Source organism: Mycobacterium sp. 1164985.4, from assembly GCF_001668575.1.
Lineage (GTDB): Bacteria > Actinomycetota > Actinomycetes > Mycobacteriales > Mycobacteriaceae > Mycobacterium.
The window spans coordinates 29,186-51,232 of record NZ_LZMD01000022.1 but is presented as its reverse complement, the minus strand read 5'-3'; the positions used below and the strand labels follow the sequence as shown (position 1 = coordinate 51,232).

Sequence of the window (22,047 nt, the reverse complement as noted above, 5' to 3'; positions counted from 1 at the left end):
ATGCGAACGGGCCCCGCACCGATGGTGCGGGGCCCGTCCTCCGTGTGGACCGGGGGTCTCTGCAGCCCTCAGGACTCCGGCGCGGTCCGGTGGTTCTTCGTCGATCTCTTCAACAGAGCATAGGCAAGGCTGCCCTAATTAAGCAAGACCTTCCCCGCGGATGCGCGAGACGTTCCCCGCACGGGGAGGCCGAAGCCGACCAGCGCGTCGAGGACGGACTGGCTGCGGCGCATGCTCGTCCATTCGCTCGAGCCGGCGAGCAGCGGCACCTGCGTCGCAGCGGCGACCACCGCCCCGCCCACGACGTGCCACATCGACGCGACCGACATGGCGCCGCCGCTGATCTCCGCCAGCTTGGTGAACAGAGGCGCGAGCGCGCGGTGGCTGCGGTGCGCCACCCACGTCGTCAACGCCGCCTCGCTCGGCAGCGCGACGATCCCCTCGCGCGTCGACCGGTCGATGTCACCCGACCCGCGCTCGAAACACGGATCGTCCGGCAGTGCCCGCAGTGTCGGGTCGACGACGCCGACCCAATCGATCGCACCCTCGGAATCCACGTGCACCCACAGGTTCTCCAGCCCGGTGTCCCAGGCCCGGCCCTCGAGGACGACCAGGGGGACGACCCGTCCGACGACGACGTGGGCGAGCGTGGCCGCCAACTGGTGGGCCACCGCCGCGCGGCTGTCGGTCTCTTCGGCCGCGAGGTCGAACATCGTCTGCAGACGGTCCGTGGTCAGCGCATCGGCTAGCGGCCACCATCGCCGCCGGGACAGGTCACCCATCACCGCGACGCCGTAGACGCGCGGACACTCGGGGTAGAGCGCGCGGAGCCGCCGACTCGACTCATGCAGCGGCAGGATCCTGCGGATCGCCATGCTTGCGATGAGTGGATCGTCGACCAGTACCGTCATGGAGCCTCCCGACATCGAGTTAGGTAAGGCTTACTATAGCTTTGCGCGTCACGACGACCAGACCCTGTGACTGCTTTCACACAGGGCTGTAAAGCGGCGGTGACCACGGCGGAAGGCTCGCGCGGTCGTTGGCGACGCCTTGTCCACCAGGCGAAATACGACGCACGGTAGTAACAAGTAGTACGCTGGACCAATAGCCTCTAGGAGATGAACGGACCATGGCGAAGTTGACGCGTCTAGGGGACCTGGAACGCGCTGTGATGGATCATCTGTGGTCCTCGCGCGAGCCCCAAACCGTGCGCCAAGTTCACGAGGCGCTGTCCGCCGAACGCGACCTGGCGTACACCACGATCATGACCGTGCTGCAGCGGCTGGCGAAGAAGAACCTCGTCGTGCAGCACCGCGACGACCGCGCCCACCGCTACGCCCCGACCCACGGCCGCGACGAACTGGTCGCAGGGCTGATGGTCGATGCGCTCGACCAGGCCGCCGATTCGGGCAGTCGGGAGGCGGCGCTGGTGCATTTCGTCGAGCGGGTCGGCGCCGACGAAGCGGCCGCGCTGCGCCGCGCGCTGGCCGAGCTGGAAAGCAAGGATCGCGTTACGCCGCCCGCTGGCAATTCGGGCACCGGCTGAGAGAGACTTACAGCGTGTCCGCGCTGGCCTTCACCATCCTGGCGCTGGTCCTGTCCGGACCGGTGCCCGCTCTCCTGGCGCGCGCGTCCTGGCCCTTCCGCGCACCGCGGGCGGCGATCGTGTTGTGGCAGGCCATCGCGTCGGCCGCTGTGCTGTCGGCCTTTTCGGCCGGGATCGCGATCGCGAGCAGGCTTTTCGCGCCCGGGCCCGACGGCAGGCCGACCGCAGGCATCACCAGTGAGATCGCCGTCCTGGGGTGGCCGGTGTGGATCGCCTATGTCGTCGTCTTCGCGCTGACGCTGGTGATCGGTGCCCGGCTGATGGCCGCGGTGTTGCAGGTCGCGATCGCGACGCGACGCCGCCGCGCGCATCACCGGATGGTCGTCGACCTCGTGGGCAAGTCGCAGACGTGGGCCCGCGCGCACGCCGGTGACGGCCTGCGCATCCTCGACGTGGACCAGCCGCTGGCCTATTGCCTGCCCGGCGTGCGGAGCCGCGTGGTGGTCAGCGAGGGCACGCTGACGACGTTGGAGGACAACGAGATCGCCGCGATCCTCACCCATGAACGGGCGCACCTGCGCGCCCGCCACGACCTGGTGCTCGAGATGTTCACCGCAGTGCATGCGGCATTTCCCCGCTTCGTCCGCAGCGGAAGCGCGCTGCACGCCGTGCGCCTGCTGGTCGAGATGCTGGCCGACGACGCCGCGGTGCGCATCGCCGGTCCCACTCCTCTGGCCCGCGCGCTCGTCGCGTGCGCGGCCGGGCGCACGCCGTCGGGTGCGCTGGCCGCGGGCGGGCCCACCACCGTGCTGCGGGTGCGCCGCCTCGGCGGGCGACCCAACAGCCGGGTGCTGGCCGCCGGCGCGTACGCGGCCGCGGCGGCGGTGCTCGTGGTCCCGACCGTCGCGGTCGTGCTGCCGTGGCTGACCGAGCTGCAAAGGCTGTTCACCGCTTAAGGGACAAGCCACCCCCGAACCATGCGTTCACACAACAAAACAACGAAAGGCTGCCCGAATGAGCTCTGACGCTTCCGCATCAATCACCGGTACCGCTCAAATCGGGGTGACCGGGCTCGCCGTCATGGGGTCCAACATCGCGCGCAACTTCGCCCGGCACGGGTACACCGTTGCGCTGCACAATCGGTCCGTCGCCAAGACCAATGCGCTGCTCGAACAGCACGGCTCCGAGGGCAAGTTCGTGCGCAGCGAGACCATCGCGGAGTTCCTCGACGCGTTGGAGAAGCCGCGCCGGGTCCTGATCATGGTCAAGGCCGGTGACCCCACCGACGCGGTGATCAACGAGCTCGCCGACGCGATGGAAGAAGGCGACATCATCATCGACGGCGGCAATGCGCTCTACACCGACACGATCCGCCGCGAGAAGGCGATGCGCGAACGCGGTCTGCACTTCGTCGGGGCCGGCATCTCCGGCGGCGAGGAGGGTGCGCTGAACGGCCCGTCCATCATGCCCGGCGGCCCGGCGGAGTCCTACAAATCGCTGGGCCCCCTGCTCGAGGAGATCTCCGCACACGTCGACGGCGTGCCGTGTTGCACCCACATCGGCCCGGACGGCGCCGGCCACTTCGTGAAGATGGTGCACAACGGCATCGAGTACTCCGACATGCAGCTGATCGGCGAGGCCTATCAGCTGCTGCGCGACGGGCTGGGCAAGTCGGCAAGCGAGATCGCCGACGTCTTCGACGAGTGGAACTCCGGCGACCTGGACAGCTTCCTGGTGGAGATCACCGCGAAGGTGTTGCGCCAGAACGACGCCAAGACCGGCAAGCCGCTGGTCGACATCATCCTCGACGAGGCCGAGCAGAAGGGCACCGGACGCTGGACCGTGAAGTCGGCCCTCGATCTCGGCGTTCCGGTGACCGGCATCGCCGAGGCCGTGTTCGCTCGTGCCCTGTCCGGATCGGTAACCCAGCGCAAGGCCACGACCGGCCTGGCCTCCGGCGGCCTCGGCGAAAAGCCCAGCGACGCCGAGAAATTCACCGAGGACGTCCGCCAGGCGCTGTACGCGTCGAAGATCATCGCCTACGCGCAGGGCTTCAACCAGATTCAGGCGGGCAGCGCCGAGTACGACTGGGGCGTCACGCCCGGCGATCTGGCCACCATCTGGCGCGGCGGCTGCATCATCCGGGCCAAGTTCCTCAACCGCATCAAGGATGCGTTCGACGAGGATCCCGACCTGCCGACGCTGATCGTCGCGCCGTACTTCCGCAGCGCCATCGAAGCGGCGATCGACAGCTGGCGCCGCGTCGTCGTCACGGCCACCGAGTTGGGCATCCCGATTCCGGGCTTCGCCTCGGCGCTGTCGTACTACGACGCGCTGCGCACCGAGCGCCTGCCCGCTGCGCTCACCCAGGGCCTGCGCGACTACTTCGGCGCCCACACCTACGGGCGCATCGATGCGGACCCCGCCAAGCGGTTCCACACGCTGTGGAGCGGGGACCGCAGCGAGGTCGAGGCGTGACCTCCTCGGCGAGCAGACGGAAAACTGCCGCATTTCGCGCTTGAATGGGCAATTTCGCGTCTGCTCGGCCGAGTACTGGGGCGCAACTAGACTTGAGCCGACATGCGATTCCTGGAGGGCCACCGGCCCGCTTATGACCTGACCTACAACGACGTCTTCGTCGTCCCCGGGCGCTCCGACGTCCAGTCCCGGATGGACGTCGACCTGTCGACCTCCGACGGCTCGGGCACCACGATCCCCGTCGTCGTCGCGAACATGACCGCGGTCGCCGGCCGACGGATGGCCGAGACGGTGGCCCGCCGCGGCGGCCTCGTCGTGCTTCCGCAGGACCTGCCGATCTCGGCGGTCAAGGAGACGGTCGACTTCGTCAAGAGCCGCGACCTCGTCGTCGACACCCCGGTCGTGCTCTCCCCCGACGACTCGGTGTCCGACGCGACCGCGCTGATCCACAAACGCGCGCACGGCGCCGCGGTCGTGGTGTTCGAGGGCAGGCCGATCGGACTGGTGACCGAGGCCAACTGTGAGGGCATCGACCGCTTCACCCGCGTGCGCGACGTGGCGATCTCCGACTTCGTCACCGCGCCGGTGGGAACCGAACCGCGCAAGGTCTTCGATCTGCTCGAGCACGCACCGGTCGACGTGGCGGTGTTGACCGAGAGTGACGGCACGCTGACCGGTGTGCTGACGCGCACCGGTGCGGTCCGGGCGGGCATCTACACCCCCGCCATCGACGACCGGGGCCGGTTGCGGATCGCCGCCGCGGTCGGCATCAACGGCGATGTCGGTGCCAAGGCGCGCGGCCTGGCCGAGGTCGGCGTCGACCTGCTCGTGATCGACACCGCGCACGGGCACCAGGTCAAGATGCTCGACGCGATCGAGGCGGTGGCGGCGCTGGACCTGGGTCTACCGCTCGCCGCGGGCAACGTGGTCTCCGCCGAGGGCACCAGGGACCTGATCAACGCGGGCGCGTCGATCGTGAAGGTCGGCGTCGGGCCCGGCGCCATGTGCACCACGCGGATGATGACCGGCGTCGGCCGGCCGCAGTTCTCGGCAGTCGTCGAATGTGCCGCGGCAGCAAGGGAATTGGGTGCCCACGTGTGGGCGGACGGCGGTATCCGCCACCCGCGCGACGTCGCGCTGGCGCTGGCGGCGGGCGCCTCCAACGTGATGATCGGCTCCTGGTTCGCGGGGACCTACGAATCCCCCGGCGACCTGATGCGCGACCGCGACAACCAGCCGTTCAAGGAGAGCTACGGCATGGCGTCAAAACGCGCGGTGGCCGCCCGCACGGCCGGCGACGGCGCCTTCGACCGGGCCCGCAAGGCGCTGTTCGAGGAAGGCATATCGACATCGCGGATGGGGCTGGACCCGTCCCGCGGCGGCGTGGAGGATCTGCTCGACCACATCACCTCCGGGGTGCGCAGCACGTGCACCTACGTCGGCGCCGCGAATCTGACCGAACTGCACGAGAAGGTCGTGCTCGGCGTGCAGTCCGCGGCCGGCTTCGCCGAGGGCCACCCGTTGCCCACCGGTTGGTGAGCCCTCACCCGCCCCATCACCCGTTACCATGGGTTTTCTTCAGTCCTCTACGCGAAAGGGATCACGTGCCGCAGGCACCCGTCGAGGTCCGGGTTGCAGAGGGGCCCGAGGGGGCCGAGCGGCCCGAGCCTCCCGACGCCGAGCCTTCCTCTAGACGGCCGGGCGAGCGGCCCGGCATCCGCGTGGGGACCACCCGATGAGCGTCGTCTCGTCGCTGTTGGCCCTGCTCGCATTCGTCCTGTTGACCGCGGGCACCGCGGTCTTCGTCGCCGCCGAGTTCTCGCTGACCGCGCTCGAGCGCAGCACGGTGGAAGCCAATGCGCGCAGCGGCAACCGGCGCGACCAGCTGGTCCGACGGGCGCACCGCACGCTGTCGTTCCAGCTCTCCGGCGCCCAGGTCGGCATCTCGATCACCACGCTCGCGACGGGTTTTCTGGCCGAACCCGTCGTGGCCCGGCTGATCCACCCGGCCCTTGACGCGGTCGGCGTACCCCCGCAGTACACCGGCGGGATCGCGCTGACGCTGGCGATCCTGATCGCCACCTCGCTGTCGATGGTGTTCGGCGAGCTGGTGCCGAAGAACCTGGCGGTCGCACGACCGGTACCGGTGGCGCGGTGGTCGGCCGCGCCGCAGCTGTTGTTCTCGGCGCTGTTCACACCGTTGATCCGGCTGACGAACGGCACCGCGAACACGATCCTGCGCCGTCTGGGTATCGAGCCCGCCGAGGAGCTGCGCTCGGCCCGCTCTCCCCAGGAGCTGGTGTCGCTGGTGCGCAGTTCGGCCCGCAGCGGTGCGTTGGACCCGGTCACCGCGGTGCTGGTCGACCGGTCGCTGCGGTTCGGTGACCGCTCCGCCGAGGAGCTCATGACGCCCCGGCAGAAAATCGAGGCCCTCGACGCCGACGCGACGGTCGCCGACCTGGTCACCGCCGCGATCCGGACCGGATACTCGCGGTTTCCGATCATCCGCGGAGACCTCGACGAGACGATCGGGATCGCCCACGTCAAGCAGGTGTTCGAGGTGCCGATCGACAAACGCGGCAGCACCCGGCTGGCCTCGCTGGCGCTGCCGGTGGCCAAGGTGCCCTCGACGTTGGACGGCGATGCGGTGATGACACAGATCCGCGCCAACGGCCTGCAGACCGCGCTGGTCGTCGACGAATACGGCGGAACGGCGGGCATGGTCACGGTCGAAGATCTCATCGAGGAGATCGTCGGCGACGTCCGCGACGAACACGACGACGAAGCCCCCGACGTCGTGCCCGCGGGTCGCGGCTGGCAGATTTCGGGCCTGTTGCGCATCGACGAGGTCGCCGGCGCCACGCCGTTCCGCGCCCCCGAGGGCGACTACGAGACGATCGGCGGCCTGGTCCTCGAGAAGCTGGGCCACATCCCCGACGAGGGCGAGTCGGTCGAGCTCGAGGCGTTCGACCCCGACGGTCCCCTCGAGGACCCCAACCGCTGGCTGGCCACCGTGCTGCGGATGGACGGGCGCCGCATCGATCTGCTCGAGCTGACCGAGCTCGGCCGCAGCGAGGACGCCGTCGACGGGAGAAGCGTCGATGGGTGACTTCCTCGGTGTGCTGCTGACGGCGCTGCTGTTGGGCGTCAACGCGTTCTTCGTCGCCTCGGAGTTCGCGTTGATCTCCGCGCGACGTGACCGGCTGGAGGCGTTGGCCGAACAGGGCAAGAAGAGCGCCGTCACCGTGATCCGTGCCGGTGAACATCTGTCGCTGATGCTCGCAGGCGCCCAGCTCGGTATCACGATCTGCTCCATCCTGCTCGGCCGCGTCGGCGAACCCGCCGTCGCGCACCTGCTGGAGAAGCCGTTCGACGCCATCGGCGTGTCCGACGCGGTGCTGCACTCGGTGTCGTTCGTCGTCGCGTTGGCCGTGGTGGTCGTCCTGCACGTGCTGCTCGGCGAGATGGTGCCGAAGAACATCGCGATCGCCGGTCCGGAGTCGGCGGCGATGCTGCTGATCCCGACCTACCTCGTGTGGATCCGGGTGGCCCGGCCGCTGATTGCCTTCTACAACTGGTGCGCCAACGCCACGCTGCGGCTCTTCCGGGTGGAGCCGAAGGACGAACTCGACGTCACGGTGTCCACGGTCGAGCTGTCGGAGATGATCGCCGAATCGCTGTCGGAGGGCCTGCTCGATCCCGAGGAGCACGGCCGGCTGACCCGGGCGCTGCAGATTCGCGACCGCGCGGTCAAGGACGTGGCGTTCCCGCTGCGTGACATCAGGACGGTGGCGGTGTCTGGCGAGGGCGCTGGACCGACGGTCGGCGCCGTCGAGGAGGCGTTGGCCGAGACCGGCTACTCACGCTTCCCCATCACCGATGCGTCCGGCGCCTACCTCGGCTACCTGCACATCAAGGACGTACTGGCGTTCGTCAACGATCCCGACGCCGTGCTGGACTTCGCGATGGTGCGCCCGCTGCCGGTGGTGTCGGCGTCGCTCCCACTGCCCGACGCATTGTCTCGGCTGCGGCGCACCAACAGCCACCTGGCGCTGGTCACCGGGCCCGACGGCAGCGTGACGGGAATGGTGGCGCTGGAAGATCTGGTCGAGGACCTGGTCGGCACCGTGCGTGACGGGACCCATCGTGTCTGACGTCGCCCTGTGCTCCCGGGTCACCGAACTGCTCGACGAAGAGGCCTGGGCGGACCGCGAGGCTGCCCACCAGCGTCGGGCCGACGCGTTCTGCGCCCCGCACCGCCGCCGGGCCCGCGCCGGCGAGAAGCACCCGGTCTGGGACTTCCTGTTCACCTACTACAGCCTGCGTCCCGGCCAGCTACGCACCTGGCATTCCGGCTTCGGCGTCACCCTCGGCGGCGCGCGGGCGCAGCGCTTCCTGGCCCGGACTGGTTACACGCGTGACCACAACGGAGTGACGGTGAGCCCCGAATACCTGGCCGCGCGCCTCGACACGGTCCGCTTCGTCGCCCGCCTGCTGCGATCGACCGAGGCCCGCCCGGCGCGGCTGAACTGCTTCGGGCTGCACGAATGGGCGATGGTCTACCAGGCGCCGACGGTACGCCACGAGGGCGTGCCCCTGCGGCTCGGCGCAGCGGGCACCGACACGGTCGTCGACTCGATGCCGTTGCGCTGCAGTCACTTCGACGCATTCCGCTTCTTCACCGAACCCGCCGCCCGGCTCAACGCCGAACAGCTCACCCGGCGGCGCCAGGTCGACACCGAACAACCGGGCTGCCTGCACGCTTCCATGGACCTGTACAAGTGGGCCTTCAAGCTCGGCCCCTTGGTGCATTCGGAGCTGGTGATGGACTGCCTGGGACTGGCCGCCCAAGCCCGCGAACTCGACATGCGGGCCAGCCCCTATGATCTCCGCGAATACGGATTCGAGCCGATCGCGATCGAGACACCGGCCGGTCGTGCCGAATACGTGCGGATTCAGCAAACCATTGCGGAGCGGGCGACGCCGTTGCGGGCCGCACTGGCCGATCGGTGCGAACGGCTTCTCGCCGCGGCCGCCCGCGGCAGCGGACCGGCAGGTTGCGAATAAGCCCGGTTACCGCTGGGTAAGCTGGGGCGACAGTTCTAGGAGGAATGATGACCGATCGCGTGACGGTGGGGAACCTGCGCGTGGCCAAGGTGCTGTACGACTTCATCAACAACGAGGCGCTGCCCGGCACCGACATCGAACCCGACACCTTCTGGTCCGGCGTGGACAAGGTCGTCGCCGACCTGACCCCGAAGAACGAAGAACTGCTGGCCAGGCGGGACGATCTGCAGGCCCGCATCGACAAGTGGCACCGGCAGCGGGTCATCGAGCCGCTCGACCATGACGCGTACAAGGCGTTCCTGACCGAGATCGGCTACCTCCTGCCCGAACCCGACGACTTCACGATCACCACCGCGGGCGTCGACGACGAGATCACCACGACCGCCGGCCCGCAGCTGGTGGTGCCGATCCTCAACGCCCGCTTCGCGCTGAACGCCGCGAATGCGCGCTGGGGTTCGCTCTACGACGCGCTGTACGGCACCGACGTGATCCCCGAGGACGACGGCGCGGAGAAGGGCGAGAGCTACAACAAGATCCGCGGCGACAAGGTCATCGCGTACGCCCGCACCTTTCTCGACGAGGCCGCACCGCTGGCGTCCGGTCAGTGGAGTGAGGCGACCGGTCTGCGCATCGACGACGGCCAGCTGCTCGTCGATCTGGGTGACGGCAACTCCGTCGGGCTGGCCACGCCCGAGCAGTTCGTCGGTTACACCGGCGACCTCGGAGCGCCGCAGTGGTCGGTGCTGTTGCGCAACAACGGATTACACGTTGAGATTCTCGTCGATCCCGAGTCGCCCGTCGGCTCGACCGACGCCGCAGGAATCAAGGATGTGGTCCTGGAGTCTGCGGTCACCACGATCATGGACTTCGAGGATTCCGTCGCGGCCGTCGACGCCGACGACAAGGTGCTCGGATACCGAAACTGGCTGGGCCTCAACCGCGGTGACCTCACCGAAGAGGTGAGCAAGGGCGGTAAGACCTTCACCCGCCGGCTCAACGAGGACCGCACATACACCACTCCGGACGGCGAGGGTGAGCTGACGCTCCCCGGTCGCAGCCTGTTGTTCGTGCGCAACGTGGGCCACCTGATGACCAACGACGCGATCGTCAGAACCGACGGCAATGGCCAAGAAGTCGAGGTGTTCGAGGGTATCCAGGATGCGCTGTTCACCAGCCTGGTCGCGATCCACGGCCTCAAGTCCGGCGACGGTAACGGCCCGCTGGTCAACAGCCGGACGGGCTCGGTCTACATCGTCAAGCCGAAGATGCACGGCCCCGACGAGGTGGCTTACACCGTCGAGTTGTTCGGCCGGGTCGAGGACGTGCTGGGACTGCCGGCCAACACCCTCAAGGTCGGCATCATGGACGAGGAGCGGCGCACCACCGTCAACCTCAAGGCCTGCATCAAGGCCGCCGCCGACCGGGTGGTGTTCATCAACACCGGCTTCCTGGACCGCACCGGCGACGAGATTCACACGTCGATGGAAGCGGGACCGATGATCCGCAAGGGCGCGATGAAGAGCACCCAGTGGATCCAGGCGTACGAGGACCAGAACGTCGACATCGGCCTGGCGGCTGGTTTCTCCGGCAAGGCCCAGATCGGCAAGGGCATGTGGGCGATGACCGACCTGATGGCCGACATGGTCGAGCAGAAGATCGGCCAGCCCAAGGCGGGTGCCACCACCGCATGGGTGCCGTCGCCGACCGCGGCCACGCTGCACGCCATGCACTATCACGAGGTCGACGTGTACGAGGTGCACAAGGAGCTGCAGGGCGAGAAGCGCACCAGCATCGAGCAGCTGCTGGCGGTGCCGTTGGCCAAGGAACTGGCCTGGGCGCCCGAGGAGATCCGCGAGGAGGTCGACAACAACTGCCAGTCGATTCTCGGTTACGTGGTGCGCTGGATCGACGCCGGTGTCGGCTGCTCGAAGGTGCCGGACATCCACAACGTCGCGTTGATGGAAGACCGTGCGACGCTGCGTATTTCGAGCCAGCTGCTGGCGAACTGGTTGCGCCACGGCGTCATCACGCGCGACGATGTGGTGGCCAGCCTCAAGCGGATGGCCGCCGTCGTCGACAAGCAGAACGAGCAGGATCCCGAATTCAAGCCGATGGCAACGGATCCGGATCACAACATCGCGTTCCAGGCCGCGCAGGAGCTGATCCTGTCGGGCGCCGAACAACCGAACGGCTACACCGAGCCGATCCTGCATCGCCGGCGCCGCGAGTACAAGGCCGCAAACAGCGGTGCGTGATCCGGTGACCGGTCGGCGTCAGTAAGGGCGGAAGTGGGCAGGCACAGCAAACCGGATCCCGAGGATTCGCCAGGCGGGGACTTCGGCGAGCGGCACGACGAGTCGCAGACCGAGCGTTTCGGCTACCTCCGTGATGAGCCAGACCGCGGGGACGCAGGGTACGACGCCGGTTACGGCTCCGACTACGAGGACGGCTCCGATTACGACGACGTAGACGACCCCGCCTACTCGGATGGCCCGGACTACACCGACGCGCCGGATCACACACCCGACTTCGAGGACGACGCCGGATCGGCCCCTCCGTCTCGCCCGATGCGCCGGCACAGCGGCGAGTGGGAGGGCGGCGAATGGACCGGCAGCCACCGCGCGGTCACCGCGGGCAGGCGCGGCGTCAGCGTCGGCGTCATCGCGGCCCTGGTGGCGGTCGTCGTCCTCGTCGGCGCGGTGATCCTGTGGCGCTTTTTCGGTGACGCCCTGTCCGATCGCACTGATCAGGCCGCCGCGCGCTGTGTGGCCGGTGAACTGTCCGTCGCGGTGGTGGCCGACCCGAACATCGCCGAACCGATCCAGTCGCTGGCCAACCGGTACAACGAGACCGCGGCCCCAGTGGCCGACAAATGCGTGAAGATCGGCGTCAAGCCCGCCGAATCCGATCAGGTGGTCAACGGCTTCATCGGGCCGTGGCCGAAGGAACTGGGCGACCGCCCCGCGCTGTGGATTCCGGGCAGCTCGGTGTCGGCCGCCCGGCTCGAGGCCTCCTCGGGTGCGCAAACGATCATCGACAGCCGATCGCTGGTCACCTCCCCCGTCGTGCTGGCCGTCCGACCGCAGCTCAAAAGTGCCTTGGCGCAGCAGAACTGGTCGACGCTGCCGAACCTGCAAAGCAACCCGACGTCGCTGGACGGGCTGAACCTCCCGGGCTGGGGCTCGCTGCGGCTGGCGCTGCCGTTGACCGGCGACAGCGACGCGTCGTATCTCGCCGCGGAGGCGATTGCCGCCGCGTCGGCGCCGGCCGGTGCACCGGCGAGCGACGGCACACGCGCGGTGAACACCCTGATGGCGGGGCAGCCGAAGCTCGCGGACAAGAAGACCTCGACCGCGATGGACGCGCTGGTCAAGGCCGCCGATCCGGCGGCAGCGCCGGTGCACGCCGTCGCCATCACCGAACAGCAACTGTTCCAGCGCAGCGCGGATCTGCAGGACGCCGCCAAGGTGGTGTCCGCGTGGCTGCCGCCCGGGCCCGCGGCGGTCGCCGACTATCCGACAGTGCTCCTGTCGGCGGACGGGCTGACACAGGAACAGAAGAGTGCCGCAAGCGAATTCGCCCGGTTCATGCGCAAACCCGAACAGCTCGCCGAACTGGCCAAGGCCGGGTTCCGCGCCCAGGGTACGACGCCGCCGGACAGCGACGTCGTCGACTTCGGGCCGGTGCCGGCGCCGCTGTCGGTGGGCGACAACGAGACACGCGCGCTGCTGGCCAACGCCCTGACAGCCCCGGCGGCCAATCCGGCGGTGACGATCGTGCTCGACCAGTCGATGCCCACCGACGACGGCGGACGACCCCGGCTGGAGAACGTCGTCTCCGCGCTCAACGCCCGTCTGCAGGCGTTGCCGGCATCGGCGGCGGTGGGGCTGTGGACGTTCGACGGCACGTCGGGCCGTTCGGAGGTGAGCACCGGACCGCTCAGCGATCAGGTGAACGGGCAGCCGCGGTCGGCGGCGTTGACCTCGACGCTGAACGGACAGTCCGCCTCGGCCGGCGGCGCGGTGTCGTTCACGACGCTGCGGCTGGTCTACACCGAAGCGATCGCGAATTACCGGCAAGGACAGAAGAACTCGGTCCTGGTGATCACGACCGGGCCGCACACTGACCAGACCCTCAACGGGGACGGGCTGCAGCAGTACATTCGCGGCGCGTTCGACGAGGCCAAACCTGTGGCCGTGAACGTCATCGACTTCGGCTCGGACTCCGACCGCGCGACCTGGGAGGCCGTCGCCGAGATCAGCGGCGGCAGCTACCAGAACCTGGACAGCTCCGACTCCCCCGAGCTGACGTCGGCGATCACGAACTTCCTTGGCTAGCGGCGAGTAGGCTCAGCGCGGCCCGGCTGAACACGTCGGGCACCTCGACCTGTGGATAGTGACCGACCCTCGGCAACTCGATGACGTCGGCGTGGGGCCGCAGTTCACGCAGACCGTCGAGCACATTGCTGGTCGCAACCGGATCGTCTAGCGCCCACAAGAAGCTCAGCGGCTTGCCCCAATCACGCACGGCGCCATGCCATCGCGGCGCGAACTCGACACGCTCGTTGAGGTAGGAGATCAGCAGGTGGGCGATCCGGTTCCCGTCGTTGTGGGCCAGCAGCGCCCACTGCGCCTCGGCCTCGTCGCGGGTCAGCGGGTGCGCGCCGCTGAACAGCCTGCCGAACCCACGGGCGAAGCCGCGTTCGTTGGTCAGCCGGGAGAACACCGGCCCGAGCGGACCGCGCAGAATCTTCTGCGCCGGCCGCAGGCTGGCCCGGTCCAGGATGACGCTGCCGTTGGTCAAGACCGTCGCGTGCAGGTCGAAGGGCAGCTTGCCGTCGATGTCGCGCGCCAGTAGTTCGGTAGCCACCGACGTGCCCATGTCGTGGGCCACCATTACTACCGGACCCGTCGTCGTCTCGGCCACCACGGACTGCACGATGTCGGCTTGCTCGAACAGGCTGTACCGGTGCGGGCGTGGTTTGTCCGACAACCCGAAGCCCAGGAAGTCCAGCGTTACCCAGGCCCTGCCCTCCAGATGCGGCACGACGCGTCGATAGTCGTAGGAACTCGACGGATAACCGTGCAGCAGCAGGATCGTCGGGCCGTCGCCGGGCGCGCTGCGGACGAACACCTTCCCCGCCGCCGTGCTCAGCAGGCGACCGCCGTCCCGCCACTCCGCGACCGTCGGTGGTAGCACGCCAGCACCCTATCCGCCGAACGTGGGTTACCGGCGCACATTTCGGCATCGAAGCGTGTGTCAAGCCACACCCGGCGGTATGGCCGGCGGGCTTCAGGCGGTATGGCCGGCGGGCGTCAGGCGAACGCCTCCACCGGCGGGCAGGAGCACACCAGGTTGCGGTCGCCGTACGCGCCGTCGATGCGGCGCACCGGAGGCCACACCTTCGGTCGGTAGTTCTTGCCCAGCGGATAGGCGGCCTGCTCGCGGGTGTAGGGGTGGTTCCAGTCGTCGACGAGGAGGGACTCCGCAGTGTGGGGTGCCCCGCGCAGCGGATTGTCGTCGACGGACCAGGTGCCGTCGCCGACCTTGTCGATCTCCGCGCGGATCGCGATCATAGCCTCGCAGAAGGCATCGACCTCGGCGAGGCTTTCGCTCTCGGTCGGCTCGACCATCAGCGTGCCCGCCACCGGGAAACTCATGGTCGGTGCGTGGAAACCGTAGTCCGCCAACCGCTTCGCCACATCGTCGACGGTGACGCCGGTCTGCTTGGTGATGGTGCGCAGATCGAGGATGCACTCGTGGGCGACCATGCCGTTCTCGCCGGTGTAGAGCACCGGGTAGTACTCGTCGAGGCGGCGGGCGATGTAGTTGGCCGACGCGATGGCGGTCAGCGACGCGGCGCGCAGGCCGTTCGCGCCCATCATCCGGATGTAGGCCCAGCTGATCGGCAGGATCGACGCCGACCCGTACGGCGCCGCCGAGACGGTGTGCTTCTCGGGAAGCTCGTCGGCCAGCGGATGTCCGGGCAGATACGGCGCAAGGTGGGCGCGGACGGCGACCGGACCCACGCCCGGTCCCCCGCCGCCGTGCGGGATGCAGAACGTCTTGTGCAGGTTGAGGTGGCTGACGTCGCCGCCGAAGCGGCCGGGACGGGCCAGGCCGACGAGAGCGTTGAGGTTGGCGCCGTCGACGTACACCTGACCGCCGGCGTCGTGCACGGCCGCGCAGATGTCGGCGATGTCGTGCTCGTACACCCCGTGGGTGGACGGGTACGTGACCATCAACGCGGAGAGGTGATCCGCGTGCTCGCTCACCTTCGCGCGCAGATCGTCGAGGTCGACGTCGCCGTTCGCGCGGCACGCCACCACCACGACCCGCATACCTGCCAGCGCCGCCGACGCCGCGTTGGTGCCGTGCGCGCTGGACGGGATCAGGCAGACGTTGCGGTCGGGCTCGCCGTTCTCGGCGTGGTACGCCTGGATCGCGAGCAGACCGGCGTACTCGCCCTGCGAACCAGCGTTGGGCTGCAGCGACACCGCGTCGTATCCGGTGATGCCGATCAGCCACTGCTCCAGATCCGCGATCAGCTTGCGCAGGCCCGGGGTGTCTGAGGCCGGGGCGAACGGATGCTGACGGCCGAACTCCGGCCAGGTGATCGGCTCCATCTCGGCGGCCGCGTTGAGCTTCATCGTGCACGAGCCGAGCGGAATCATGCTGCGGTCCAAGGCGATATCCTTGTCGGCCAGCGACCGCAGGTAGCGCATCATCTCGGTCTCGGTGCGGTACCGGGTGAACGCGGGATGGGTCAGGAACTCCGATGCGCGCGTCGCGATGCGGGGCCCGTCGAATTCCGCGTCGACCGGCGCCGCCGAGAACGCCGACAGCACCGCCTCGACGTGCGCATCGGTGGTCGCCTCGTCACAGGCGACAGAGACGTGGTCGTCGTCGACCAGCCACACGTTGATTCCGCGCGCCTTGGCCGCGTCGCGCACCGCCGTCGCCCGGCCCGGCACCTCGGCCAGCACCGTGTCGAAGAACGAGCGGTGCACGATCTGCACCCCGGCCGCCGAGAGTCCGGCAGCCAGCGCCCGAGCGCGCTCGTGCACCCGGTGCGCAATCCCGGTCAAGCCGTCGGCGCCGTGGTAGCTGGCGTACATCGCGGCCATCACCGCCAGCAGAACCTGTGCGGTGCAGATGTTGCTTGTCGCCTTGTCGCGGCGGATGTGCTGTTCGCGCGTCTGCAACGCCAGCCGGTACGCCGGCGCGCCGTCGGCGTCGAGCGATACCCCGACCAGGCGGCCCGGCAGCTGACGCGCGTGCTTGGCGTGCACGGCCAGGTACCCCGCGTGGGGTCCGCCGAATCCCATTGGCACACCGAACCTTTGGGTGCTGCCGAAGGCGACGTCGGCGCCGATCTCGCCGGGCGGGGTGAGCAGCGTCAACGCCAGCAGGTCGGCGCCGATCGCGACCAGTGCGCCGCGGTCGTGGGCCTGGGCGACCAGGTCGCTCCAGTCGACGACGGCGCCGCTGGCGCCCGGCAGCTGCGTGACGACGCCGAAGAACCCGCCCTCGGGCAACCCCTGGGTCAGGTCGGCGGTGACGATCTCGATGCCGAGCGGCTCGGCGCGGGTGGCCAGCACGGCGGCGGTCTGGGGGTACAGGTCGGCGTCCACGGCGAGGCGGTTCGACGATCCGCGCACGGCGCGATGCATCAACGTCATCGCCTCGGCGGCCGCCGTGCCCTCGTCGAGCATCGACGCATTGGCGACCTCGAGGGCTGTCAGGTCGGTCACCATGGTCTGGAAGTTGAGCAGCGCCTCGAGGCGGCCCTGGCTGATCTCCGGCTGGTACGGGGTGTACGCGGTGTACCAGGCGGGGTTCTCAAGGATGTTGCGGCGCAACACCGGTGGGGTGAGCGTGTCGAAGTAGCCCTGGCCGATCATCGACACCGCGACGGTGTTCTGGTCGGCCAGCGCGCGCAATTCGGCGAGCGCCTCCTCCTCGGTGGCGGCAGCGGGCAGCCGGTCCAGGCCCGGGGCCAGGCCGTCGACCGAGAGCGCGTCGAGGATGTTGGCAGGCAGCGCCTTCTCGGCGAGCTCGTCGAGTGAGGAGGCGCCGATGGTCTTCAGCATGATGCCGACGGCGTCGGCATCGGGTCCGATGTGACGGTCGGCGAAGTTGGGCTGGTGGTGATCGAACACTCGGGCTGCTCCAGACGCGTACAGGCAGAGACCGCTGGTCCTCCCCCTCTGTCGTCGACCCGGTGCGGGCGCCTGAGAGATTCGGCGATCGCGACGGTGCGAGATTCGCCTTTCCCCATGGGCGGGTGAGCGCTGCTCACCGCTTTCCAGAGGCATCGGGGTCTCGTGCGGTCCGGGTGCCTGAGAGGTTGACGGAGAGGTATTGCTCCTTCGGCGTCCGTGACTGGCCGTCACGAAACTCTCCCGCACAAGTGCGATGCGTTGGCCAGTTTACCGGTGGGTCCTGTCAGGCCGCGAGCAGACGCGAACATGCCCGTTTCCCGCCGAAAAGAGGCAGTTTTGCGACTGCTCGCGAAGTAGTGAGGCCCCGGGGGCGCTAGCCGATCTTGCGGTCGCGGTGCTTGCGCCGCGACGCCAGTTCGTCCTCGGGTGCGGCGATCGATTCGCCGCCGTCGGCGCGTTCGCCGGGGAAATCGGCGATCGCACCGGTCAACTCCCGCATGGCGCCCGACACCGCGATGCCGAACACGCCCTGACCGCCCTGCAGCAGGTCGACGACCTCTTCGGCCGATGTGCACTCGTAGACCGTCGTGCCGTCGGAGAACAGCGTGATGTTGGCCAGATCGCGAACCCCGCGCTGGCGCAGGTGGTCGACGGCGACGCGGATGTTGTGCAGCGAGATGCCGGTGTCGAGGAGCCGCTTGACGATCTTGAGGACCAGGATGTCCTTGAACGAATACAGCCGCTGGCTGCCGGAGCCGGCCGCGCTGCGAATGGACGGTACGACCAGCGAGGTCCGCGCCCAGTAGTCGAGCTGGCGGTAGGTGATGCCGGCGATCTGGCAGGCGCTCGGTCCGCGGTAGCCGACGAGCTCGTCGGGCACCGAGTTGTCGGGGAACAGCCCCGCCTGCACGGGCTCTTCGGTCGTCACCGAGGCGGTGGTCGGTTCCGAATCCGCGGGGCCGCTAGCAGCAGTGAGGTCCAGCTGCTCCTGACGTGGCGTGTCTCCCACTTGTCGATTCCTCTCGCCGATCGAACCCGCGTCTGTGACCTCGCGTGGGGCGCACATTTGCCAAGCCCGAGTGTGTCGAGCATACGCTTCTCGCCGTCCGTGGACTGCCCATCAGTGGTCCAGCTATCGAAGTATGGCTGCCCATCTCGCCGATGGGGAAAACCCCGCACCGCGTGTCGAAGTGACGAGACGTTTCCGTGATAAACAGTCACGGTGCCGGCCCAGGTCGGGCTAGGTCGCCTTGAAGTCGTCGGGTGAGACGCTGTCGAGGAACTCCTTGAACTTCTCGACCTCGTCCTCGCGCACCGCACCCGCGGCTTCGTCGTCGTTCTCGTCCGGAATGATCAGGCCGGCCTCGGCCAGCACTGCTTCCTCGACGTAGATCGGCACCCCGACCCGCAGCGCGATCGCCACCGAATCCGACGGGCGCGCCGACACCTTGATGTCGCGGTCGAAGATCAGGTCGGCGTAGAAGGTGCCCTCCTGCAGGTCGACGATCCGCACCTCTTTGAGCGAATGGCCAAGCGCGGCAATGACATCTCGGATCAGATCGTGCGTCAGCGGCCGTGCGGGCTCGACACCCTGCTGTTCGAGCGCGATCGCAGCGGCCTCGGACTGCCCGATCCAGATGGGCAGATATCGGTCGCCGTTCGACTCCCTCAGCAGCAGGACCGGCTGGTTCTGCGGCTGCTCAACGCGAATGCCGACCACACGAACCTCACCCATCTGTGTCTGCCCTCCGCGCCGAAGAAGCGAGCCTGATAGCCATCGCTTCGAGTCTAATCCTCAGCGATCCAGTACGTCGCGCACAGCCGACTTGATCAGCGATGTGTGCAAGGTGATCGCCAGGGCTGCCACCTCGCGTGCCAGGTCGTCGGCCCTGTCGCGCGCGCCGGCCTTGTTGCCCTTGACGATCGGCCCGGCGATCTGCGCGATCAGGTCGGACTGGCGGTCGGCCGCCGACCGGAACGCCCGTAGATGCCGCGGCTCGACACCGTAGTCGGCCAACGCGCGGGCGCACTGCGCGATCACCACGGAGTGCTCGTCGAAGAAACCACCCGGGCCGGTGGTGATGATCCCCGATTTCACGAGCGCGCTGAGCAGTTCCTCGTCGACGCCGGAGCGCGCCAGCAGGTCCTCCCGCGAAAGCCGCACCTGCGTCGGGGCCACCGCCGCCGCACCCGCGGCGTTGTCGTCGCCGTCAGTGCCGTCTGGGGAGACCGGCACCAAACGCGGTACGCCGTACGCGGATCCGTGCGAAGGCAGCTCACCGTCGGGCTGCGCGTCGAGCTGCGCCTTGATCACCTTCAACGGCAGGTACTGGTCGCGCTGCGCGGTGAGGATGAACCGCAGGCGCGCGCAGTCGTAGGCGGTGAACCGCCGATAACCCGACGCGGTGCGCTCAGGGGTGACCAGGCCTTCGGCCTCCAGGAAGCGAATCTTGGAGATGGTCACGTCCGGGAAGTCCGGTCGCAGCAGATCGAGGACCGCTCCGATCGACATCCCAGTGAGCGCGGGAGTGTCGGGTGCGCCCATGGCTACTCTTCGCGCATGCGCTGGTCGAGCATTAGCCGGCCTGACCGCTGTCGTCGTTCTTGGGCCCGGTGAGGAACACCAGGCGGAACTTCCCGATCTGCACCTCGTCGCCGTTGGCGAGCACCGCGGAGTCCACCGGTTCGCGGTTGACGTAGGTGCCGTTCAGGCTGCCGACGTCGACCACCTGGAACTCGCCGCCTTCGAGGCGGAACTCGGCGTGCCTGCGGCTCACCGTCACGTCGTCGAGGAAGATGTCGCTGTCGGGATGCCGACCGGCCGACGTGGTGGGCTGGTCGAGCAGGAACCGGGAACCGGCGTTCGGCCCGCGCTTGACGACCAGCAGCGCCGATCCGGCGGGCAGACCTTCGACGCCCGAAACGGCGCCCTCGGTTCCCGCCGTGGCCGGGGCGTCCAGTTCGTTCAGGAAGTCGGCGCGGAAGACGGATGTCGTTTCCACGGTGACTTCGTCAGACGTCTGGTCGGTCCCAGAGTTCTGGTCGTTTTCCGTCACCCGCTGCTCCTAACTGGCTGCTGTGGCGATACCGCGTCTGGTGTCGACCGTACCGCGCGGCGAGCGTCGTTGTGCCCACCACCGCCGGATCCGCCCTAGTTGGCGTCCGGTCTGCAAAACCCTAACAACCCGTCATTCCGACACCGTGCTGCGGTAGCCGTCGGCGTCGAGGAGCCCGCCCAGGCCTTCCTCCAGCGCTGCGGCATTGGCCTGCAGCTCGATCAGCCAACCCTCGCCGTAGGGGTCGGAGTTCACGAGCTGCGGACTTCCCTCGAGATCACCGTTGACCGCAACGACTTTCGCCGTGACGGGCGCGTAGAGGTCCGACACCGACTTGGTGGACTCCACCTCGCCGAACGACTCGCCGGCCGTCACCTCGGTACCGACGTCGGGCAGTTGAACGAACACCACGTCACCCAGCGCCGACTGGGCGTAGTCGGTGATACCGACGCGCACGGTGTCGTCGCCGGTGCGCAGCACCCACTCGTGCTCCTCGGTGTAGTGCAGGTCGGCTGGGATCTCGCTCACGGCGCTCCTCGTAGGTCAGCTCATTTGACTGGCTGAGCGTATTGGCGCTGTTTCGGTTGCCGCAAGGCGGTCACGTCGACGCGCTCGGACTGTTGCACGGTCATGGTGCCGCCGACGCGTTCGACGCTGTCCATCGCGCCGCCGGGGATCGTCATCGCCGCGGCCAGGGTCGGCGGATCGCCAATGGCCAGAACAGAATACGGCGGGTTCATCGTGACGTTGTCGATCACCAGGGCGCCAGGGTTGCCGACGACCCAGGTGTCGACGCCGACCCGCACTGCGGTCGCTGAGTCGGGTCCCCCTGCGCGGATCTCCATCGCCTCGGCGCCGGCGTTGCGCAGCTCGTTGACCACGTCGAGCAGTGTTTCAGCCGGCACGCCGGGCGTGGTGTCGGTGATGGTCAACGTCACGCCGGGGCCGGTCGCGGGCACGGTGCCGATCAGGATGGACAGGGCGGCCAGCCGGGCCTGAGTGTTCTCGATGGCCGCCTGGTCGCTGCTGCCCGACGCCTGCAGCTGGGCCAGGGTGCGCTGCAGATCGCTCACCTCGGTGTTGAGCGCGGCCTCCCGCTGCTGCAGCGAGTCCAGCAGCACCAGCAGGTCGGCGGGCCGGGCCGTCTCCAGCGAGTCACCGGACTCGTTCTGCCGGACCTGGGTCACGATCGCCACGCCGAGCAGCAGGCACAGCACCACGGCCAGCGCCCCGAACGCCACCTGCGAGCGGCCCCGGCGCAGCACCCCGGCCACCCCGCCCGCGTGCAGCTCACCGATCTCCGGCGACGGCTCATCGCGCGGCAGTTCGTGACGGCCACCGTGGGCGTGGTCGTCGGGATCGGAGTGCTGCGGTGTGTGCTCACTCATAGGTCACGCCTCGCTACGCGCCGAACAGCCTGCGGCGCAACGCGGCTGCGTTACCGAAGATTCGGATGCCCAGCACGACGATGATCGCCGTCGACAGCTGCGTGCCGACGCCGAGTTGATCACCGACATAGACGATCAGCGCGGCGACCAGCACGTTGAACACGAACGACACCACGAACACCTTCGCGTCGAAGATGCGCTCGAGATACGCGCGCAGGCCACCGAAGACCGCGTCGAGCGCGGCGACCACCGCGATCGGCAGGTACGGCTGGACGAACTCGGGCACGTCGGGGTGGAACACCAGGCCCAGCACGACGCCCACGATCAGTGCGGCGATTCCGATCATG

19 protein-coding genes and 2 riboswitches are annotated in these 22,047 nt (G+C 68.6%); of the genes, 9 read left to right on the top strand and 10 right to left on the bottom strand.

Going from position 1 to position 22,047, the window contains the following annotated elements; translation table 11 throughout:
• Positions 1-134: 134 nt before the first annotated feature.
• Positions 135-911 (bottom strand): iron reductase, encoded by a 777-nt coding sequence (locus A5650_RS03390; protein WP_067286298.1) that lies wholly within the window; start codon positions 909-911, stop codon positions 135-137.
• 218 nt (positions 912-1,129) lie between these two features.
• Between A5650_RS03390 and A5650_RS03385 the strand changes: the two genes are divergently transcribed.
• The 9 genes from A5650_RS03385 (at position 1,130) to A5650_RS03345 (ending at position 13,428) form a co-directional block, all read left to right on the top strand.
• On the top strand, positions 1,130-1,546 hold the full coding sequence (locus A5650_RS03385; RefSeq protein ID WP_067286296.1) for a BlaI/MecI/CopY family transcriptional regulator: 417 nt from the start codon (positions 1,130-1,132) through the stop codon (positions 1,544-1,546).
• Between the two features lie 14 nt (positions 1,547-1,560).
• Positions 1,561-2,502 (top strand): M56 family metallopeptidase, encoded by a 942-nt coding sequence (locus A5650_RS03380; protein ID WP_067286294.1) that lies wholly within the window; start codon positions 1,561-1,563, stop codon positions 2,500-2,502.
• Positions 2,503-2,560: 58 nt separating this feature from the next.
• Positions 2,561-4,024 (top strand): NADP-dependent phosphogluconate dehydrogenase, encoded by a 1,464-nt coding sequence (gene gnd, locus A5650_RS03375; RefSeq protein ID WP_067286293.1) that lies wholly within the window; start codon positions 2,561-2,563, stop codon positions 4,022-4,024.
• 102 nt (positions 4,025-4,126) lie between these two features.
• Positions 4,127-5,563, top strand: a complete 1,437-nt coding sequence (locus tag A5650_RS03370; RefSeq protein ID WP_067286291.1) for a GuaB1 family IMP dehydrogenase-related protein — start codon at positions 4,127-4,129, stop codon at positions 5,561-5,563.
• A 196-nt stretch (positions 5,564-5,759) separates the two neighbouring features.
• The gene (locus A5650_RS03365) at positions 5,760-7,133 is read left to right on the top strand and encodes a hemolysin family protein (protein ID WP_067286289.1); all 1,374 of its coding nucleotides are present in this window, start codon (positions 5,760-5,762) and stop codon (positions 7,131-7,133) included.
• On the top strand, positions 7,126-8,178 hold the full coding sequence (locus A5650_RS03360) for a hemolysin family protein (protein WP_067286287.1): 1,053 nt from the start codon (positions 7,126-7,128) through the stop codon (positions 8,176-8,178). The genes A5650_RS03365 and A5650_RS03360 overlap by 8 nt, the downstream gene beginning before the upstream one ends.
• Entirely contained in the window at positions 8,171-9,091 is a 921-nt protein-coding gene (locus A5650_RS03355) for a 3-methyladenine DNA glycosylase (RefSeq protein ID WP_231992515.1), read from the top strand. Before A5650_RS03360 ends, A5650_RS03355 begins: the two co-directional genes overlap by 8 nt.
• A 47-nt stretch (positions 9,092-9,138) precedes the next feature.
• Entirely contained in the window at positions 9,139-11,346 is a 2,208-nt protein-coding gene (locus A5650_RS03350) for a malate synthase G (protein ID WP_067286313.1), read from the top strand.
• Positions 11,347-11,379: 33 nt separating this feature from the next.
• A complete protein-coding gene (locus A5650_RS03345; protein WP_067286285.1) occupies positions 11,380-13,428 on the top strand; it encodes a substrate-binding domain-containing protein in 2,049 nt (682 codons plus the stop codon).
• On the opposite strand, the gene A5650_RS03340 is transcribed toward A5650_RS03345, so the two are convergent.
• From A5650_RS03340 to A5650_RS03300, 9 genes are all read right to left on the bottom strand, one after another.
• Positions 13,409-14,290: an alpha/beta fold hydrolase gene (locus A5650_RS03340; protein ID WP_067286283.1), complete on the bottom strand. Its 882-nt coding sequence runs from the start codon at positions 14,288-14,290 to the stop codon at positions 13,409-13,411. The two genes, A5650_RS03345 and A5650_RS03340, sit on opposite strands and share 20 nt — an antisense overlap.
• A 116-nt stretch (positions 14,291-14,406) precedes the next feature.
• Positions 14,407-17,253 (bottom strand): aminomethyl-transferring glycine dehydrogenase, encoded by a 2,847-nt coding sequence (gene gcvP / locus A5650_RS03335; RefSeq protein WP_067286281.1) that lies wholly within the window; start codon positions 17,251-17,253, stop codon positions 14,407-14,409.
• A 38-nt stretch (positions 17,254-17,291) separates the two neighbouring features.
• Positions 17,292-17,411: riboswitch (glycine riboswitch) on the bottom strand.
• Positions 17,412-17,509: riboswitch (glycine riboswitch) on the bottom strand.
• A gap of 120 nt (positions 17,510-17,629) precedes the next feature.
• Positions 17,630-18,265 (bottom strand): MerR family transcriptional regulator, encoded by a 636-nt coding sequence (locus A5650_RS03330; RefSeq protein ID WP_067286278.1) that lies wholly within the window; start codon positions 18,263-18,265, stop codon positions 17,630-17,632.
• A 231-nt stretch (positions 18,266-18,496) separates the two neighbouring features.
• A complete protein-coding gene (locus tag A5650_RS03325; RefSeq protein WP_059098552.1) occupies positions 18,497-18,991 on the bottom strand; it encodes a bifunctional nuclease family protein in 495 nt (164 codons plus the stop codon).
• A 60-nt stretch (positions 18,992-19,051) separates the two neighbouring features.
• Positions 19,052-19,801 (bottom strand): transcriptional regulator FtsR, encoded by a 750-nt coding sequence (ftsR, locus tag A5650_RS03320; RefSeq protein WP_067286269.1) that lies wholly within the window; start codon positions 19,799-19,801, stop codon positions 19,052-19,054.
• A gap of 31 nt (positions 19,802-19,832) precedes the next feature.
• Complete coding sequence (gene garA / locus A5650_RS03315; RefSeq protein WP_067082990.1) at positions 19,833-20,312, bottom strand: glycogen accumulation regulator GarA; 480 nt, start codon at positions 20,310-20,312, stop codon at positions 19,833-19,835.
• 132 nt (positions 20,313-20,444) lie between these two features.
• Positions 20,445-20,840, bottom strand: a complete 396-nt coding sequence (gene gcvH, locus A5650_RS03310; protein ID WP_067286268.1) for a glycine cleavage system protein GcvH — start codon at positions 20,838-20,840, stop codon at positions 20,445-20,447.
• Positions 20,841-20,860: 20 nt separating this feature from the next.
• Positions 20,861-21,700 (bottom strand): DUF881 domain-containing protein, encoded by an 840-nt coding sequence (locus A5650_RS03305; RefSeq protein WP_067286266.1) that lies wholly within the window; start codon positions 21,698-21,700, stop codon positions 20,861-20,863.
• A 13-nt stretch (positions 21,701-21,713) separates the two neighbouring features.
• The gene (locus tag A5650_RS03300; RefSeq protein WP_067286265.1) at positions 21,714-22,046 is read right to left on the bottom strand and encodes a small basic family protein; all 333 of its coding nucleotides are present in this window, start codon (positions 22,044-22,046) and stop codon (positions 21,714-21,716) included.
• Between the last annotated feature and the right edge of the window lies 1 nt (position 22,047).

What these genes read in the sequence shown, in the direction of transcription:
- A5650_RS03390 (WP_067286298.1), bottom strand. Translation starts at nt 911, where the DNA reads ATGACGGTACTGGTCGACGATCCACTCATCGCAAGCATGGCGATCCGC.
- A5650_RS03385 (WP_067286296.1), top strand. Translation starts at nt 1,130, where the DNA reads ATGGCGAAGTTGACGCGTCTAGGGGACCTGGAACGCGCTGTGATGGAT.
- gnd (WP_067286293.1), top strand. Translation starts at nt 2,561, where the DNA reads ATGAGCTCTGACGCTTCCGCATCAATCACCGGTACCGCTCAAATCGGG.
- A5650_RS03370 (WP_067286291.1), top strand. Translation starts at nt 4,127, where the DNA reads ATGCGATTCCTGGAGGGCCACCGGCCCGCTTATGACCTGACCTACAAC.
- A5650_RS03365 (WP_067286289.1), top strand. Translation starts at nt 5,760, where the DNA reads ATGAGCGTCGTCTCGTCGCTGTTGGCCCTGCTCGCATTCGTCCTGTTG.
- A5650_RS03360 (WP_067286287.1), top strand. Translation starts at nt 7,126, where the DNA reads ATGGGTGACTTCCTCGGTGTGCTGCTGACGGCGCTGCTGTTGGGCGTC.
- A5650_RS03350 (WP_067286313.1), top strand. Translation starts at nt 9,139, where the DNA reads ATGACCGATCGCGTGACGGTGGGGAACCTGCGCGTGGCCAAGGTGCTG.
- A5650_RS03325 (WP_059098552.1), bottom strand. Translation starts at nt 18,991, where the DNA reads ATGGGTGAGGTTCGTGTGGTCGGCATTCGCGTTGAGCAGCCGCAGAAC.
- ftsR (WP_067286269.1), bottom strand. Translation starts at nt 19,801, where the DNA reads ATGGGCGCACCCGACACTCCCGCGCTCACTGGGATGTCGATCGGAGCG.
- A5650_RS03305 (WP_067286266.1), bottom strand. Translation starts at nt 21,700, where the DNA reads ATGAGTGAGCACACACCGCAGCACTCCGATCCCGACGACCACGCCCAC.
- A5650_RS03300 (WP_067286265.1), bottom strand. Translation starts at nt 22,046, where the DNA reads ATGATCGGAATCGCCGCACTGATCGTGGGCGTCGTGCTGGGCCTGGTG.